Raw genomic sequence first — 16,840 nt, 5'->3', positions numbered from 1 at the left:
TTACCTTCAACAAAAGTATTTGAAACCGCTTTCTTAACACGAGGCGGTTTTTTTATCAAAACCTTGCAACATAGAATTTGTAAATTTGCAAACTGTGTTTACAGTGTGTTAACAATAGTTAAAATAACATTGAACAATATTTTGCATCAACTAAATGCGAAATGCTTTTTCCATTCACTTTTAAATTATATAAATGAAATATCAGGTAGGTGATGAGATTATCATTCTGCATAACCATGAATCGGGCAAGGTGGTAGAAATTATTAATGATAAAATGGTGCTGGTAGAGGTGCGTGGGGTTCAATTTCCGGCATATATGGATCAGATTGATTTTCCTTATTTTTATCGGTTCAGTAAGCAAAAAAAAGAGCAGGCTGCTCCCAAAGAAGTACCCAAAAAATATATTGATCAAATTCCAAAAGAAAAACCTATACCCAATAAAGCAAAAGTTGCTGATGGTGTATGGCTGTCATTGTTACCTGTATTTATGTTTGATGAGTTTAATGATGAGGTAGTTGAAAAATTTAAAATTTATTTACGCAACAGAACAGCAGTGGCTTACCAATTTGAGTATAGCCAACACTTTTTTGGTACAGCATCCTTCGAATTAAATAATTCTATATTGCCTTTTCATGATTTTTATCTGCACGACATTGATTTTGCTTCAGTAAATGATGCGCCATCTTTTCATTTTACTTTTAGTTTACACAATCCGCAAAAAAATAAAGCTCCTCATTTTGAAACTGCAATCAAAATAAAATCAAAACAATTGTTTTTGAAAATAGAAGAATTGAAAAGTAAAAATCAATCTGTAATTGAATATTTGTTATTTGAAACATATCCTGATAATGCACCGGAAGCTGAAAAATTTGAATTAACCGGGCTTGCAGCGCAAGGCTACAAAATATATGAAGCCAAAAAAATAAAAGAGCATTTGGCAGCTCCACGTTCAGAGGTTGACTTGCACATGGAAAAGTTGTTAGATAATTGGAAGGATATGAACAATTTTGATATTTTAATGTATCAACTAAAAGAATTTGAAAAATGGTATGATTTGGCTATTACCCACAGGCAACCTTCACTCATTGTTATACATGGTGTTGGCAGTGGAAAATTACGCGATGAAATTCATGCTATTTTAAAAACAAGAAAAGAGGTAAAAACTTTTGTAAATCAATACCATCCGCGTTATGGTTATGGTGCAACAGAAATTTATTTTCAATATTAAATTAAGAAACATGTATACAGACACCATTATATTGCCTGTTAGCGATGGATCACAAATGAATGCATTTATTGCACATCCTGAAACCAATAAAAGTTTACCCGGTATACTATTGTTTCAGGAAGCATTTGGTGTAAACCATCATATTAAAGATGTAGCACAACGATTGGCTAATGAAGGTTATGTGGTAATTGCTCCGGAATTATACCATAGAACCGCACCTGGTTTTGCAACCGGCTATGATGATTTTAGTGTTATTGCACCGCATTTTCAGGCTTTAACCACCGAACAATTATCGGTCGATATTCTAGCTGCCTACCATTGGTTACAAAATGAACAAAATGTTCAAATCAATAAAATTGCATCCATAGGCTTTTGTCTCGGTGGTAGAGTTGCATTATTGGCCAATATGGTTGCACCATTGTCAGCAGGCATTTCTTTTTATGGCGGTGGCATGCATGCACTTGCCAATAGAGTAAATGAGCTACATGGGCCACAACTCTTTTTTTATGGTGGTAAAGATCAGCATATTACAGAAGCACATAGAAACGAAGTGGAGCAGGCCTTAATAACCGCCAATAAAGATTATGCGAAAGTTATTTTTTCTTATGCCGATCACGGATTTCATTGTAATGAACAGGCAAGTTATCATCCAAAAGCGGCAAAAGAAGCATGGGCATTAAGTTTAGCTTTCTTACAAAATAATTTACAATAACTTTACAGTTGGCTACAAACCCGCGCTATCGCCTTGTTTTAACAGGGAGGAAAGTCCGGACAGCACAGAGCAACCCACCGGTGAACAGCCGGCCACCAATTGGTGAGAGAAAGTGCCACAGAAAATAACTGCCCTGCATTGACGGGGTAAAGGTGAAAATGTGAGGTAAGAGCTCACGGTTGTTATCGGTAACGGTAGCAACGGGTAAACCTTGGGTGCTGCAATGCCACATATAGAGCCGTTTTGAGAGCTGCTCGTTCAAGGCTCAGGGTAGGCAGCAACAGGTAAACAGTAATGTTTATCGCAGATAAATGATAGTGTAGAAACAGAATCCGGCTTATGAGGTTTGTAGCTTTTTATGGTTTAGGCATGGTGAATAACTGATTGCTAAAGGGTGGCGTGGTAGGAATAACCACTTCATTAAAATTATAATGTACTTCTTTATGACAATTATTGCAGGTTTGTGTTAAAAAAATAAAACTGCTTTTAAAAGCCAATTTGTTTTTTGACGCAATGGTTTTATTTAGACTATCTATTGCAGGTTGTAACATCACCACTTCTTTCGATTCCTGCCTGTCTGTGCAATATTGCTGAATATCATCTATGGCTTCCATTATTTCATGAATTTCAAAATTGGCTAATTCCCAGTTTTGATTGGTGCCGGCAAACCATAATTTGGCGTGATGTACCTGAATGGCCGACATAAATTCACCCAACCCCGGTTTGTAACTTTTATTCACTTGCTTTTGAAGACTGTCAATTTTTGCCTGCATTGCCTGAGAGTCTGATGAATGATTAGAACAGGATATCATTATCAATGGTAAGCAATAAATCAGTAACTTTTTCAAGGTGTCTTTTTTAATGATTTGAATAATCAATTACTACACAGCAGGGCATTTAGATATTGTATCAATGGTTGCACATTTCAAGAAATTAAAGATAAAAATATTCAATGAATAAGCTCCGTGCGGGATAATTAAAATTCGAATAAAATCAAACAATGTAAGGAAATACAATACTCCTTATCATTCATTCCTATTTCGTTACTGCCAAAACTTTTCAATTCCTTATTTTTGTAAGTATATGACACAGGAACAAATTAAGAATATGAGGGACAGAGTGCTTGTCCTGAGGAGGTTTCTTTGACGTGGATAATCGTTTGCAAAAATTAGAAACCGATCGACAGTTATCACTTTCTCCCGGATTTTGGGATGATAATCAGCGGGCAACAGCCATCATGAAATCTATTAAGATTCATGAATATTGGATAAATATATTTAAACAGGTAGATACCGCTGTTGAAGATTTTGCAGTGCTGTTTGAATTTTGGAAGGCCGGGGATGCTACGGACGAAGAAACTAAAGCAGCTTATGAACATGCGCTTTCCGTTATTGAAGATGCTGAATTTAAAAGCACATTAAATAAACCGGAAGATGAATTGCCTGCTATGATGCAAATTAATCCCGGTGCAGGTGGTACTGAAAGTCAGGATTGGGCAGAAATGCTGATGCGCATGTATATTATGTATGGCGAAAAGCAGGGCTGGAAAATAACGGAGGTGGATTTGCAGGAAGGTGATGGAGCCGGTATTAAGAGTGTTACTTTGCAATTTGACGGAACATTTGCTTATGGTTTTTTAAAAGCAGAAAGTGGTGTGCACCGCTTGGTAAGAATTTCGCCCTTTGATAGCAATGCAAGAAGGCATACTTCATTTGCATCGGTATTTGTGTATCCGTTAATTGATGATACCATTGAAATAACCGTAAACCCGGCCGATGTAGAATGGGAATTTTACCGAAGCGGTGGTAAAGGTGGCCAAAATGTAAATAAGGTTGAAACCGCTGTGCGATTGAAGCATATACCTTCAGGCATCATTGTAGAATGTCAGCAGGCACGTACACAGGGCGAAAATAGAGAAATGTCCATGAAGATGCTGAAAAGCAGGTTGTATGAAGAGGAATTACGTAAAAGGCAAGAAGCAGTGAATGCTACCAATGCAACTAAAAAGAAAATTGAATGGGGAAGTCAAATCAGGAGTTATGTATTTCATCCCTATAAAATGATTAAAGATCATCGCACCAATTATGAAGTGGGCAATGTGGGGCCGGTGATGGATGGCGATTTAGATGGATTTATTAAAGCTTACTTAATGTTGGAAAAAGAAGGCTTGTAAAATATACATCTGCTTTTTTCATTATTGAAAAAAAATTATCTGCTTGTGTTTCACAGCCATGCCATTATAAGTTTGGGTGTTATTTTTTAGTCACTTCTAAAAAGGAAACATATGAAACGGTTGTTCTCATTATTATTGATCTGTTGTTTTTTACAGGTACATGCACAGCAAAACAAAAGCACGCCTGATATAATTGCTGCACAGGCACTGGCTAAACGAGTAGTACCCCAATATGCCGCTGCTATACAATTTCAAAAAATTGAACATTGCGCCATTGATTCTTTTTTTATCAATTGGCAAAATAATCAACTCATTGTTAAAGGCAGTAACGTCAATGCTATGGCCGCTGGGTTAAACTATTACTTGAAAAATACCTGCTTAGCCAATGTTTCGTGGTACAGAAATGAAGGGGTAACCGTGCCGCAAAAAATGCCTGTTTTAGATAAAGCCATTGGGCTAAAAGCTCGTTGTAATGAGCGTTTTTTTCTAAATTACTGCACATTTGGTTATACCATGCCCTGGTGGGGTTGGCAAGATTGGCAATGGTTTATTGACTGGATGGCATTAAATGGCATTAATATGCCTTTGGCCATAACCGGCCAGGAAGCCATTTGGTATAAAGTATGGAAAAAATTTGGGTTAACAGATCAACAAATCAGAAGTTTTTTTACCGGCCCCGCCTATTTGCCCTGGCACAGAATGGCCAATATTGACAGATGGGAAGGGCCATTGCCCATGCATTGGATCAACACACAATTAGTCTTACAGAAAAAAATTGTGCAACGTGAAAAAGAATTGGGTATGAAGCCTGTTTTACCTGCATTTGCAGGCCATGTTCCTGAGGCACTTGCCACCATTTATCCTAAAGCAAAAATTCATTCATTGGGTGAGTGGGGCGAGTTTAGTAAACAATATGAAAGTTATTTTTTAGATCCATTTGATTCCTTATTTAAACCCATACAAAAAGCTTATTTAGAAGAACAAACCAAATTATTGGGCACCAGTCATATTTATGGTGCCGATCCATTTAATGAAGTAACTCCTCCCAGTTGGGAACCTAATTATCTGGCTTCAGTAGCCAAAACCATCTATGAATCTATGCTGCAAACCGATCCCAAAGCAGAGTGGTTACAAATGAGCTGGATTTTTTATTACCAGCGTAAACAATGGACAGATGAACGTATTAAAGCCTTTTTAACGGCTGTTCCGCAAGGTAAAATGACATTGTTAGATTATTACTGTGATAATACCGAAATATGGAAATTTACCGATGCCTTTTATGGCCAACCCTATATCTGGTGCTATCTTGGCAATTTTGGCGGCAATACCATGATGTCGGGCAACCTTGAGGAAATAGAGGAAAGAATGGAAAATACTTTTCAGAAGGGAGGTGCAAATATGAAAGGTTTGGGCTCAACTTTAGAAGGGTTTGGTGTTAACCCCATCATGTATCAATATGTATTCGACAAGGCCTGGAGCTCAGGCCCTGTAAATGTTGCCAATTGGGTAAATAACTGGGCTAAAAGCCGGTATGGATCCAACAACGAATTTGTAAAAAAAGCCTGGAATATTTTATTACATACTACATACGCTGAAAGGGCCGGTTTAGGGCGTGCTACTTTAACCAATGCCCGTCCGGCTTTTACTGGACACAATACCTGGACAACTGATCCCCAAATTAAATATAATAACAAAAACTTATTAGAGGCCTGGCATTTATTATTGCAGGCACCTGTTGATGCACATATACCTCCGGTTTATTTATACGATGTAGTAAATACCGGCCGGCAGGTACTCGGAAATTATTTTGCTGTGCTTCGTGATGGTTTTACCAAAAGTTATAACGAACACAATACCGATGCCGTTCAACAGTATGGCAAGCAAATGTTAGCATTATTGAGTGATATGGATACACTTCTGGCAACCAATCAAAATTTTTTGTTGGGTAGCTGGATTGCAGATGCAGAAAAAATGGCGGCCACTTCTCAGGAAAAACAATATTATGCCCAAGATGCAAAAAGAATTTTAACGGTTTGGGGCGAGCCCGGTAAACATTTAACCGACTATGCTAACAGAGCCTGGGCAGGATTAATGCAAACCTATTACCGTGAAAGATGGAAAATGTTTATTGATGCAGTTGAAAAAAATATGCAGGATAATACCAATTTTGATCAGGATAAGTTCAATCAGGCACTCATGGAATTTGAATCGGGCTGGGTTGAAAATAAACTCCATTTTCCGGATCAGCCCATTGGTAATACAATGCAGGTAAGCAAACGGTTATATTCAAAATATGCGTCTGCAATTATGGCTGTAAAATAATTTTGTTGGTTTCAAATTTCTGTATCATCTTCGCAAAGCAATGAAAAATACAATCAACAATATGTGGTGGTGGCATTCAAATCTCTTTCGGGGATTATAATGCCTTGCACATTGCATATGTACATTTATACAAGCCCCGACAATTGTGTTGGGGTTTTTTTTTGAAATCAGGTAATAGAATCATGCAGAGAAAACAGTATTGAAATGCTTTAATATAAAATAGATATTTTTTATGAAAAAAATTTTGGTAACAACAGAAGAGAAAAAATTACTAGCCGATGTGTACACACCGGTTGGTATTTATTTAAGATTCAGAGATAAATTCAGAGATACAATTTTATTGGAAAGTACCGATCATCATGTTGCAGAAAATAGTTTTAGTTTTATTTGCATTAATGCACTTGCGGGTATTGAAATCTCATCTAATCAGCAAATAGAATTTAAGTTGCCAGGCGAACAACCTGAAAAAATTCCTTTAAATAATAATACATCGGTTCAGGAGGTGGTTTGGAATTTTATGCAAAGATTTGAAGTGGCACCTGCTGACAATAAAACGGTAAAAAGTGCACAGGGCTTTTTCGGATATACGTCCTATGATACTATTCCTTTTTTTGATACCATCAAATTTAAAAAAGAAGCCACAACCCAACCCGCTATACCATTAATGCGGTATCGTTTTTATCAATATATTATCATCATCAATCATTTCAATGATGAATTGTTTTTGTGTGAAAATAAAATACAAGGTATTGAGTCGGAAGTAGAACGTGTTGAAAGTTTACTTCAAAGTAAAGACATACCGGTTTTCCCATTTGCTGTTAAAGGCAATGAAACATCCAACATTTCAGATGAAGCATATATTGCCATGGTAAAATCCGGCATTCAGCATTGTTTAAGAGGCGATGTATTTCAAATTGTTTTAAGCAGAAGGTTTCAGCAAACTTTTATTGGCGATGAGTTTAATGTATATCGGGCATTACGCAGCATTAATCCTTCTCCCTATTTATTTTTCTTTGATTATGGTGATTATAAATTAATGGGTTCATCACCCGAGGCACAATTGATTATTAAAGATGGGAAAGCAGTTGTACATCCCATTGCAGGAACTTTTAAGCGAACAGGGAATGATGCAGTAGATGCCATTGCTGCCGAAAAATTATTACTCGATGCCAAGGAAAATGCAGAACATGTAATGCTGGTTGATTTGGCTCGGAATGATTTAAGCAGATTGTGTACCGATGTAACGGTAAGCCATTTTCGTCAAATACATTATTACAGTCATGTTATTCATTTGGTGAGTGAAGTAACCGGAAAAATTGCCGAAGGTGCAAATCCATTTATATTACTGGCCAAAACCTTTCCAGCAGGAACCCTCAGCGGTGCACCAAAATTTAAAGCAATGGAGTTAATTGATGGTTTGGAAACAACATCTCGTAGCTACTACGGTGGTGCACTTGGTTTTATAGGGTTTGATGGCAGTTGCAATCATGCCATTATGATTAGAACCTTTTTAAGTAAAAACAATACACTGTTTTATCAGGCAGGTGCCGGCGTTGTTGCCGCAAGTAATCCGGAAAGCGAATTACTGGAAGTAAACAACAAGCTTGGGGCATTGAAAAAAGCCGTTGAATATGCCACTAACATCAACATCCATTAACTAAAATTTATTTGAATTGATGAATACTGAAATTGCACAACCATTTCACAGCTCCGGCACCATGCAGAAAGGAGATATAAAGCCTACTAAATTATTGGTGTTTGATAATTACGATTCGTTTACCTATAATTTAGTGCACATGGTTTCATTCCTATTGCAACAGGAAGTAACCGTATGTAGAAATGATGAAATTGAATTGGATGCCATAGCACAATTTGATAAAATCATTTTATCGCCGGGTCCCGGCATACCGGAGGAGGCAGGTTTATTATTGCCCTTAATTCAAAAGTATGCTGCAACAAAATCAATTTTAGGAGTATGTTTAGGCCATCAGGCTATTGGTGAAGCATTTGGCGCAAAACTTACCAACTTAACCAAAGTGTTTCATGGTGTAGCTACGCAGGTTCATATTGCCAATCAGGCTACGCAAAAGCCGAATAGCTGGTTTAAAAATTTGCCACGCACCATTGAAGCAGGCAGGTATCATAGTTGGATTATTAATAAGGCAACCTTACCGGAAGAGCTGGAGATAACTGCAACCGATGATGCAGGAAATATTATGGCTATGCAACATAAAATATATGATATACAAGGTGTTCAGTTTCATCCGGAAAGTATTCTAACGCCTTTAGGTGAGGAGATTCTCCGTAATTGGTTAATCCATTCATGAAACCAATAGAACTAACTGCCTTGATTTTTAATCAGATCTTATTTTTTGAAAATATACAATATGAAGAAGATTTTACAATACTTGTTTGAATACAAGTCGTTCAGCAGGGAAAAAGCAAAAGAAGTATTATTGAACATCAGTAAAGGCATGTACAATGAATATGAAATTACATCATTTGTAACGGTTTATTTAATGCGTACCATCACCATAGAAGAATTACAGGGTTTTGGCGATGCTTTACTGGAACTTTGTGTGCAACTTCCGTTTGAAGATTATCAAACATTGGATATTGTAGGAACCGGAGGCGATGGAAAAAATACATTCAATATTTCTACCATTAGTTGTTTTATTGCAGCAGGTGCTGGCCAAAAAGTTGCCAAACACGGCAATTATGGTGCAACTTCTATTAGTGGCGCATCTAATGTTATGGAGCAATTAGGTTATCGTTTTAAAAATGATGTGGCCACTTTGCAAAAAGAATTAGATACCGTTCATATTTGTTTTCTGCATGCACCTTTATTTCATCCGGCTTTAAAAGTGGTTGGCCCATTACGGAAGAGCATTGGCGTAAGAACATTTTTTAACATGTTAGGTCCCATGGTCAACCCTGCTTCTCCTGCCTACCAATTAGTAGGGGTTTATAATTTAGAAATGGCCAGAATTTACAATTATCTGTTACAACAAACCAACAAATCGTTTACCATTATACATTCTTTAGATGGTTATGATGAAATTTCTTTAACCGGCGATACAAAAGTAATTACCAATAATGGTGAACAAATTTTAACACCTGAAAATTTGGGTAAAAGAATGGTACAGCCGCAGGATATTTATGGCGGCAACTCTGTTGAAGAGGCAGCTAAAATATTTTTAAATATTTTGAAAGGGGAGGGCACCTGGGCACAAAATGCAGTGGTGCTATCCAATGCCGCAATGGCACTTCATGCCACAAAAGCTTTTAACAGTTATGATGATGCATATCTTGCAGCGATTGAGAGTTTAGAAAGTGGTAAGGCCTATCAAACTTTACAGCAACTCATTCGTTTGCAAGCATAACATTCATCAACCGCTGGTTTTATTAGTTGAACAATAAAATTTACAATGAATATTTTAGAAACAATTGTAGCAAAAAAACAAGCTGAGGTTACATTGGCAAAGCAGCAAACATCTATTAATGATTTACGGCAAATGCCTTTTTTCAGGCGCAATACTATTTCATTGAAATCAATTTTACAGAAAGGCAATACAAGTGGTATAATAGCAGAGTTTAAACGTAAATCACCCTCAAAAGGAATCATCAATGTTACGGCCGATGTAGTAACAGTTACAAGTGCTTATGCAAAATATGCAGCCGGCATATCTGTATTAACAGATGCATCTTTTTTTGGTGGCTCGTTCAAAGATTTGCAACAGGCACGCATCCAACCTGTTCCTATTTTAAGAAAAGATTTTATGATAGATGCTTATCAGATTTATGAAGCCAAAGCCATTGGTGCCGATGTTATTTTGCTGATTGCTGCCTGTTTAACACCACAACAGGTAAAAGAATTGGCAACCGTTGCTAAACAATTAGGCTTAGAAGTGTTATTAGAAATACATGGAGCAGATGAGCTGCAACATATTTGTAATGAAGTTGATTTAGTGGGCGTAAACAACAGAAATTTAAAAACATTTGAAGTAAACATTCAAACATCTCTCCATTTAATTGCCAAAATACCTGATGATAAAATTGCAATTACCGAGAGTGGTATTTCAAGTATTGAAAGTATTCAACAATTAAAATTAGCAGGTTTTAAAGGATTTTTAATGGGAGAAAATTTTATGAAACATGCATCTCCGGAAATTGCATTTACACAATTTGTTCATCAGCTAAACTCTGAATTATGCGGGTAAAAGTTTGTGGTATGACAGATATGAATCAGGTGCGTCAATTGAACGATCTGGGGGTGCATTTTTGTGGCTTTATTTTCTATCCAAAAAGCCCACGCTACGTGTTGAATACCAATACAACCGATACAATTAAAAAAATAAAAGGGAATATTAATAAAGTGGGCGTTTTTGTGAATGAAAAAGAAGATACCGTTTTAAAAATGGTAGATGAATGTGGTTTGTATCTGGTTCAATTGCACGGCGATGAGAGTCCGCGTACCTGCGAAAATCTCTCAAACTATGTTACTACGGTTAAAGCATTTAGAATCAGCGAGCAGGATAATATTCTTTGGAAAATTAAAGATTATCAAGATGTGGTGGATATGTTTTTATTCGATACGGAAGGTGTTGGATACGGGGGTACCGGCAAAAAATTTAATTGGAATATGCTCAAAGGCTTATCTATTCGAAAACCATTTTTTTTAAGCGGTGGAATTCAGCCTGAAGATGTACATCATTTAGCCGCTTTTATGCAGGATACCGTTGCAAAAGATTTGTTTGCGGTAGACATTAACAGCCGTTTTGAAATAGCCCCGGGTATAAAAAACTTAGCTTTGGTACAGGAATTTGTAAACAGTGTTACAAATATTTAATTCTAAATTTTTTTTATGATAGCTGAAAAAAAACAAAATCAATCATTCACTCATCCCGATGCCAATGGTTATTTTGGGATGTTTGGCGGTGCATATATTCCGGAAATGTTACACAGAAATGTGGAAGAATTGCGTAGCAGGTATTTGGAAATTATGCAGGAAAAAACTTTTGTTGAAGAATTTAACCAATTGCTACACGATTATGTAGGAAGGCCCTCACCGCTATTTTTAGCAGAACGCCTCAGTGCACAATTCAACACAAATATCTATTTTAAGAGAGAAGATTTAAACCATACCGGTGCTCATAAAATTAACAATGCTATAGGGCAGGTTTTATTGGCACAACGTTTGGGTAAAAAACGAATTATTGCCGAAACGGGCGCCGGTCAGCATGGTGTTGCCACAGCAACTGTTTGTGCTTTAAAAGGGTTGGAATGCATTGTGTATATGGGTGTAAAAGATATTGAACGTCAGGCCCCTAACGTTGCCCGTATGCAAATGCTGGGTGCAAAAGTGGTTCCGGCCACCAGTGGCAGCCAAACATTAAAAGATGCAACCAATGAAGCCATTCGCGATTGGATTAATCATCCAAACGATACCCATTATGTAATTGGCAGTGTTGTTGGTCCGCATCCTTACCCTGACATGGTGGCTCGTTTCCAAAGCATTATCAGTGAAGAAACAAGATGGCAGTTAAAAGAAAAAGCCGGAAGCGAATTACCAACGCATGTTATTGCCTGTGTAGGAGGTGGCAGTAATGCAGCGGGTGCATTTTATCATTTTCTGGAAGATACTGCTGTACAGTTAATTGCTGTAGAAGCTGCAGGGCATGGTATTAACAGTGGCATGAGTGCTGCTACCACACAATTGGGTAAACCGGGTATCTTGCATGGCAGTAAAAGTTTAGTGATGCAAACCATTGACGGACAAGTGGTAGAGCCACATAGCATTTCAGCCGGATTAGATTATCCTGGAATAGGTCCTTTACATGCTCATTTATTTAAAACCGGAAGAGCTACATTTTTAAGTGCAACAGATGAAGAAGCTTTAAAAGCGGCATTTGAAGTAAGTAAATTGGAAGGTATTATCCCCGCATTGGAAACAGCACATGCTTTTGCCGCACTACATCAATTGCATTTTAAACCCACCGATGTTATTGTGATTTGTTTAAGTGGGAGAGGGGATAAAGATTTATCTACTTACATGCAGGCAATGGAAATAAATGCTTAATTTTTTAAAGAATTAAAAGGATGGATGTTCATCAATTGAATCTGAGGCAGGCAACAATCAACGACAGTGCTTTCTTTTATGAATTAAAAAAAACAGTGCTGTATGATTATGTACATGCAATATGGGGATGGGATGAAGTCATTCAACAGCAGTTTCATCGGGATAATTTTCTTCCCGAACAAACACAGATCATTGAATGGCAAAATCAATCCATTGGTACCATAGAAATTGCAGAAGATACAGAAAAAATTTTCATCAGTAGTTTATACATTCATCCCTTATTTCAGAATAAAAAAATTGGTACAACCTTAATTAATCAACAGTGTATTAAAGCAACAGCGCTTAAAAAGAAAGTAGCATTAGAAGTATTGCATTTAAATACCGGAGCACAAAAATTGTATCAGCAATTAGGTTTTATGATTTTTCCCACAAACGATCCAATAAAATTATACATGCAAAAATATTTTTCTATATGAGTAGAATAACAGAGGTATTCTTAAAAAAATCAAACAATGTACTCAATGTGTATTGTACGGCCGGCTATCCTGAATTAAATAGTACTTTAACAGTAATGCAGGCATTACAAAACCACGGTGCAGATTTAATTGAATTGGGTATGCCTTACAGTGATCCTTTAGCAGATGGCCCTATTATTCAGGAAAGCAGCAGTATTGCACTTCAAAATGGCATGACCATTCAGGTATTATTTGAACAATTGAAGGATTGCCGAAACACCATTCATGTGCCCATTATTTTAATGGGTTATATGAATCCGATTTTGCAATATGGCTTTGAAGCTTTTTGCCAAAAAGCTGTGGAAGTGGGTGTAGATGGATTAATTCTCCCCGATTTACCGGAATACGAATTTGAAACCATGTACGGAGCCATGATAAAAAAATATGGTTTAGATTTTATTTTTTTAATAACCCCTGAAACCTCTGAAACAAGAATCAAAAAATTAGATGCATTAAGTTCAGGATTTTTATATGCAGTTAGTTCATCTGCAACCACAGGAAATGATAAAAATTTTGCAGAAGTAGAAAAATATTTGCAAAACTTACAGCAAATGCATTTAAAAAATCCAATTATGGTTGGATTTGGCATAAAAGACCATGCAACATTTACTGCTGCTTGTAAGTACAGCAATGGCGCCATTATAGGTAGTGCTTATATTAAGGCTTTGTCGAGTTCAGTTGATATTGAAACCGGCACAAAAAACTTTTTACAAAACATTATCAAATAGTTTTTTTGAGCGTGAAAATTGTTTTTTATACCATAAATAGTTAGCATTCATGAAAGTTGTAATTATAGAATACAATGCAGGCAATATTCAAAGTGTGCGGTATGCGTTGGAAAGAATTGGTATTAAAACCATACTCTCTAATGATCATGCAACCATACTGAGTGCAGATAAAATTATTTTCCCCGGAGTAGGAGAGGCAAGCAGTGCCATGAAAAGTTTGCAGCAAAATAATTTGCATCTTCTAATTCCCAAATTGAAACAACCTGTATTGGGTATATGTGTGGGTATGCAATTGCTTTGTAAATATTCGGAAGAGAATAATACAACATGTTTAGGGGTTTTTGATGAACCGGTAAAAAAATTTGAAAGTGGTGCAATGCTTAAAATACCACAGGTGGGATGGAATACCATTTATCATTTATCATCACCGCTTATGCAAGATGTACCTGAAGAAAGTTATTGTTATTTTGTACACAGCTATTATGTTCCACATAATCAGTATGCCATTGCTATAACCAATTACATACAACCTTATGCTTCAGCTATCCATAAAAATAATTTTTATGGTGTACAGTTTCATGCTGAAAAAAGTGCACAGATTGGAGAAAAGATTTTAAAAAATTTCATCGCATTATAAAAGTTATTCTATGCAAATTATTCCCGCCATTGATATTATAGATGGAAAATGCGTCCGATTAACGGAAGGCGATTATGATCAGAAAAAAATTTATAATGAAAACCCTTTAGAGGTTGCCAAAATGTTTGAAGCTTCCGGTATTCAACGATTACATCTGGTTGACTTGGATGGTGCAAAAATGGGTAAAGTTTCCAACTGGAAAGTGCTGGAAACCATAGCTACCGAAACCGGTTTAATAATTGATTTTGGCGGTGGTGTTAAATCCACACACGATGTACAAGTGGTTTTAGAATCAGGAGCTGCATTGGTTACTGTAGGAAGTATAGCAGTGAAGAACAAGGAATTGTTTGTAGAATGGTTACAGCAATTTGGCGTTACTAAATTTTTATTGGGGGCAGATGTAAAAAACGGATGTATTGCCATTCATGGATGGATGGAAACCACCGATCTACCCGTAAAAGATTTTATGGCCACCTATCTTGCCTTGGGTGTACAGCAAATTTTTTGTACCGATGTAAGTAAGGATGGCAGAATGGAAGGTCCTTCCATTGAATTGTATACAAATCTGATTGAATCGTTGCCTGATTTGCACTTAATTGCCAGTGGTGGTGTCAGCCAATTGCAGGATTTGGTTGATTTAAAAGCAATAGGTTGCAGCGGTGCCATTGTAGGTAAAGCTATTTATGAAAATAAAATATCATTGAACGATTTGGTTCATTTTAATGCATCATTGTAATGGAAACAAAAAATAAACCCATATTGTCCGGCTTAACCAAACGTATTATTCCCTGTTTAGATATTAAAGATGGCCGCACCGTAAAGGGAATTCATTTTGAGCAGATTCGTGATGCCGGAGATCCTGTTGAGCTTGGTGCTTTTTATGCACAACAGGGAGCTGATGAATTGGTTTTTTTAGACATTACGGCAACTGTTGAAAAACGCAAAACGTTTAAAGAATTAGCCAACCGAATTGCACAGCATATCAATATACCATTTACAGTGGGCGGTGGAGTAAGTTCTATTAATGATGCATCCATATTACTGCACAATGGTGCTGATAAGGTTTCAGTAAATACAGCTGCATTTAAACAACCTGATTTAATTACACAATTAGCCAATGAATTTGGTAGTCAGTTTGTGGTGCTGGCAATTGATACAAAGCAGGAGGCTGATGGACAATGGTATGTTTATTTGAATGGTGGCCGAACTAAAACAGCAATGCTTTGTATGGAATGGGCTCAGCAGGCATATAATGCCGGTGCCGGCGAAATTTTATTAACCTCTATGAATAACGACGGCACTAAAAAAGGTTTTGCTTTGGATATTACCAAACAGCTCAGTACTGCATTACCTATACCGGTAATTGCCAGTGGCGGTGGTGGCACCATGGAACATTTTGAAGCAGTGTTCAACCATGCACATGCAGATGCTGCGCTGGCCGCCAGTATTTTTCATTTCAAAGAAATGGGGATACCCGATTTAAAAAAATATTTAAAAAGCTGCAATATCCCAATTCGATCGTAGTATAATGTTATTGAATTTGGATGGCAAATAATTTTGGCCAGTATTTTCCTGTTATATAAAATGTTTTATTGGCATTATCGTATGCAATGCCATTCAGTACATCACGTTTTGAGGTTTCGGCAGGTGGGGCATAACGTTCCAACAATCCGTTTAAATTCAAAATACCCATTACCTTACCGGTTGCAGGATCAATTTTTACCAATTGGTCAAAATCCATGGTATATAAATTGGCATAAATAAAACCATCTACATATTCCAACTCATTAATGAAAACATCATGTCCGTTATAATCTTTTGGGACACCGGTAACAGGCACGGTTTTTACAATATTAAAAGTTTCCGGATCGCGATAAATCAACTCATTACTGCCATTATCCATAATTAAATATTTTCCATCATTGGTCATACCCCAGCCTTCACCCTGATAAGTAAATTCTTTTAATTTTTTAAAAGTAGCGGCGTCATATACAAAACATTTTTGTTCTTTATAGGTAAGTTGATAAATTTTTCTATTCAATAATGTAATGCCTTCTCCAAAATAGGCGGGTGCTAAAATAATTTTTTGTTCATCCATGCCTGTTGTAGTATTTATTTTTGCCAATTTACTTCTTCCTGCATAATCAGGGTCGCCGGTACTTTCGTACAAATAGCCTTTGTGAAACTCTAATCCTTCGGTAAAGGAAGTAGTATCATGCGGCAATACGCTAATGATTTTATAAGAAAGCGATGGAATGGAAGGAGTAGTGGGATAGGTATTTTCTTTCTCGTTGTTATTATGGCATGCTGTAAAAAACAGCAAAATACTAAACAATACAATATTGATTGGGCGCATCAACCGAATTTTTTTTTTAAAAAAAATTTTTTCTGAAATGTTCATTGTAATGGTTTCGTTTTTTGAATAGAAAAGTATGTTGAATGGATT

17 protein-coding genes and 1 other RNA gene are annotated in these 16,840 nt (G+C 36.7%); 16 read left to right on the top strand and 2 right to left on the bottom strand.

Annotated elements, in window-relative coordinates; translation table 11 throughout:
- Positions 1 to 193 precede the first annotated feature (193 nt).
- The 3 genes from EO766_RS03175 to rnpB all read left to right on the top strand — a co-directional run bounded on the left by EO766_RS03175 (position 194) and on the right by rnpB (position 2,296).
- Positions 194 to 1,228 (top strand): Smr/MutS family protein, encoded by a 1,035-nt coding sequence (locus EO766_RS03175; protein ID WP_218330369.1) that lies wholly within the window; start codon positions 194 to 196, stop codon positions 1,226 to 1,228.
- A 10-nt stretch (positions 1,229 to 1,238) separates the two neighbouring features.
- Entirely contained in the window at positions 1,239 to 1,940 is a 702-nt protein-coding gene (locus EO766_RS03170) for a dienelactone hydrolase family protein (RefSeq protein WP_218330370.1), read from the top strand.
- Between the two features lie 12 nt (positions 1,941 to 1,952).
- Positions 1,953 to 2,296: RNase P RNA component class A (gene rnpB / locus EO766_RS03165), an RNA gene on the top strand.
- Here the strand turns inward: rnpB and EO766_RS03160 are convergent.
- Complete coding sequence (locus tag EO766_RS03160) at positions 2,297 to 2,788, bottom strand: hypothetical protein (RefSeq protein ID WP_218330371.1); 492 nt, start codon at positions 2,786 to 2,788, stop codon at positions 2,297 to 2,299. It abuts the RNA gene before it with no gap.
- A 235-nt stretch (positions 2,789 to 3,023) separates the two neighbouring features.
- On the opposite strand from EO766_RS03160, the gene prfB reads away from it, so the two are divergent.
- The 13 genes from prfB (at position 3,024) to hisF (ending at position 15,918) form a co-directional block, all read left to right on the top strand.
- Positions 3,024 to 4,113, top strand: a protein-coding gene (gene prfB, locus EO766_RS03155) for a peptide chain release factor 2 (RefSeq protein WP_218330372.1) whose coding sequence is annotated in 2 segments (ribosomal slippage) — positions 3,024 to 3,083 and positions 3,085 to 4,113 — 1,089 coding nt in all. Because the reading frame shifts where the segments join, the coding sequence is not laid out codon by codon here.
- 111 nt (positions 4,114 to 4,224) lie between these two features.
- Positions 4,225 to 6,435 (top strand): alpha-N-acetylglucosaminidase, encoded by a 2,211-nt coding sequence (locus tag EO766_RS03150; RefSeq protein ID WP_218330373.1) that lies wholly within the window; start codon positions 4,225 to 4,227, stop codon positions 6,433 to 6,435.
- A 232-nt stretch (positions 6,436 to 6,667) separates the two neighbouring features.
- The gene (locus EO766_RS03145; RefSeq protein ID WP_074417913.1) at positions 6,668 to 8,092 is read left to right on the top strand and encodes an anthranilate synthase component I family protein; all 1,425 of its coding nucleotides are present in this window, start codon (positions 6,668 to 6,670) and stop codon (positions 8,090 to 8,092) included.
- A 19-nt stretch (positions 8,093 to 8,111) separates the two neighbouring features.
- Positions 8,112 to 8,762 carry an anthranilate synthase component II gene (locus EO766_RS03140; protein WP_228733071.1) on the top strand — a complete coding sequence of 217 codons (651 nt, stop codon included), beginning with the start codon at positions 8,112 to 8,114 and terminating at the stop codon, positions 8,760 to 8,762.
- 60 nt (positions 8,763 to 8,822) lie between these two features.
- Positions 8,823 to 9,818, top strand: coding sequence for an anthranilate phosphoribosyltransferase (gene trpD / locus EO766_RS03135; protein WP_074417914.1), 996 nt, complete (start codon positions 8,823 to 8,825; stop codon positions 9,816 to 9,818).
- A 45-nt stretch (positions 9,819 to 9,863) separates the two neighbouring features.
- Positions 9,864 to 10,655, top strand: a complete 792-nt coding sequence (gene trpC / locus EO766_RS03130) for an indole-3-glycerol phosphate synthase TrpC (RefSeq protein ID WP_218330374.1) — start codon at positions 9,864 to 9,866, stop codon at positions 10,653 to 10,655.
- Positions 10,646 to 11,284 carry a phosphoribosylanthranilate isomerase gene (locus tag EO766_RS03125; protein WP_218330375.1) on the top strand — a complete coding sequence of 213 codons (639 nt, stop codon included), beginning with the start codon at positions 10,646 to 10,648 and terminating at the stop codon, positions 11,282 to 11,284. The genes trpC and EO766_RS03125 overlap by 10 nt, the downstream gene beginning before the upstream one ends.
- 15 nt (positions 11,285 to 11,299) lie before the next feature.
- The gene (trpB, locus tag EO766_RS03120) at positions 11,300 to 12,514 is read left to right on the top strand and encodes a tryptophan synthase subunit beta (protein ID WP_074417917.1); all 1,215 of its coding nucleotides are present in this window, start codon (positions 11,300 to 11,302) and stop codon (positions 12,512 to 12,514) included.
- Positions 12,515 to 12,534: 20 nt separating this feature from the next.
- Entirely contained in the window at positions 12,535 to 12,990 is a 456-nt protein-coding gene (locus tag EO766_RS03115; RefSeq protein ID WP_074417918.1) for a GNAT family N-acetyltransferase, read from the top strand.
- Positions 12,987 to 13,757, top strand: coding sequence for a tryptophan synthase subunit alpha (gene trpA, locus EO766_RS03110; protein WP_074417919.1), 771 nt, complete (start codon positions 12,987 to 12,989; stop codon positions 13,755 to 13,757). The genes EO766_RS03115 and trpA overlap by 4 nt, the downstream gene beginning before the upstream one ends.
- A gap of 49 nt (positions 13,758 to 13,806) precedes the next feature.
- Positions 13,807 to 14,394: an imidazole glycerol phosphate synthase subunit HisH gene (gene hisH / locus EO766_RS03105; RefSeq protein WP_218330376.1), complete on the top strand. Its 588-nt coding sequence runs from the start codon at positions 13,807 to 13,809 to the stop codon at positions 14,392 to 14,394.
- Positions 14,395 to 14,404: 10 nt separating this feature from the next.
- Positions 14,405 to 15,130: a 1-(5-phosphoribosyl)-5-[(5-phosphoribosylamino)methylideneamino]imidazole-4-carboxamide isomerase gene (hisA, locus tag EO766_RS03100; protein WP_074417921.1), complete on the top strand. Its 726-nt coding sequence runs from the start codon at positions 14,405 to 14,407 to the stop codon at positions 15,128 to 15,130.
- On the top strand, positions 15,130 to 15,918 hold the full coding sequence (gene hisF / locus EO766_RS03095; protein ID WP_218330377.1) for an imidazole glycerol phosphate synthase subunit HisF: 789 nt from the start codon (positions 15,130 to 15,132) through the stop codon (positions 15,916 to 15,918). The genes hisA and hisF overlap by 1 nt, the downstream gene beginning before the upstream one ends.
- Before the next feature lie 7 nt (positions 15,919 to 15,925).
- On the opposite strand, the gene EO766_RS03090 is transcribed toward hisF, so the two are convergent.
- Entirely contained in the window at positions 15,926 to 16,750 is an 825-nt protein-coding gene (locus tag EO766_RS03090) for a glutaminyl-peptide cyclotransferase (protein ID WP_287100668.1), read from the bottom strand.
- Between the last annotated feature and the right edge of the window lie 90 nt (positions 16,751 to 16,840).

Source organism: Hydrotalea sp. AMD, from assembly GCF_004100315.1.
Taxonomy (GTDB): domain Bacteria; phylum Bacteroidota; class Bacteroidia; order Chitinophagales; family Chitinophagaceae; genus Hydrotalea; species Hydrotalea flava.
Note: the sequence above shows the minus strand (reverse complement) of the source record. Positions and strands in the feature narration are given on the sequence as shown.

Bases quoted from the DNA above. Each gene is read 5' to 3' on its own strand.
- EO766_RS03125 (WP_218330375.1), top strand. From the start codon at position 10,646: ATGCGGGTAAAAGTTTGTGGTATGACAGATATGAATCAGGTGCGTCAA.
- EO766_RS03140 (WP_228733071.1), top strand. From the start codon at position 8,112: ATGAATACTGAAATTGCACAACCATTTCACAGCTCCGGCACCATGCAG.
- EO766_RS03115 (WP_074417918.1), top strand. From the start codon at position 12,535: ATGGATGTTCATCAATTGAATCTGAGGCAGGCAACAATCAACGACAGT.
- hisF (WP_218330377.1), top strand. From the start codon at position 15,130: ATGGAAACAAAAAATAAACCCATATTGTCCGGCTTAACCAAACGTATT.
- trpA (WP_074417919.1), top strand. From the start codon at position 12,987: ATGAGTAGAATAACAGAGGTATTCTTAAAAAAATCAAACAATGTACTC.
- trpC (WP_218330374.1), top strand. From the start codon at position 9,864: ATGAATATTTTAGAAACAATTGTAGCAAAAAAACAAGCTGAGGTTACA.
- EO766_RS03170 (WP_218330370.1), top strand. From the start codon at position 1,239: ATGTATACAGACACCATTATATTGCCTGTTAGCGATGGATCACAAATG.
- trpB (WP_074417917.1), top strand. From the start codon at position 11,300: ATGATAGCTGAAAAAAAACAAAATCAATCATTCACTCATCCCGATGCC.
- hisA (WP_074417921.1), top strand. From the start codon at position 14,405: ATGCAAATTATTCCCGCCATTGATATTATAGATGGAAAATGCGTCCGA.
- trpD (WP_074417914.1), top strand. From the start codon at position 8,823: ATGAAGAAGATTTTACAATACTTGTTTGAATACAAGTCGTTCAGCAGG.
- EO766_RS03175 (WP_218330369.1), top strand. From the start codon at position 194: ATGAAATATCAGGTAGGTGATGAGATTATCATTCTGCATAACCATGAA.
- EO766_RS03090 (WP_287100668.1), bottom strand. From the start codon at position 16,750: ATGCGCCCAATCAATATTGTATTGTTTAGTATTTTGCTGTTTTTTACA.
- EO766_RS03150 (WP_218330373.1), top strand. From the start codon at position 4,225: ATGAAACGGTTGTTCTCATTATTATTGATCTGTTGTTTTTTACAGGTA.
- hisH (WP_218330376.1), top strand. From the start codon at position 13,807: ATGAAAGTTGTAATTATAGAATACAATGCAGGCAATATTCAAAGTGTG.
- EO766_RS03145 (WP_074417913.1), top strand. From the start codon at position 6,668: ATGAAAAAAATTTTGGTAACAACAGAAGAGAAAAAATTACTAGCCGAT.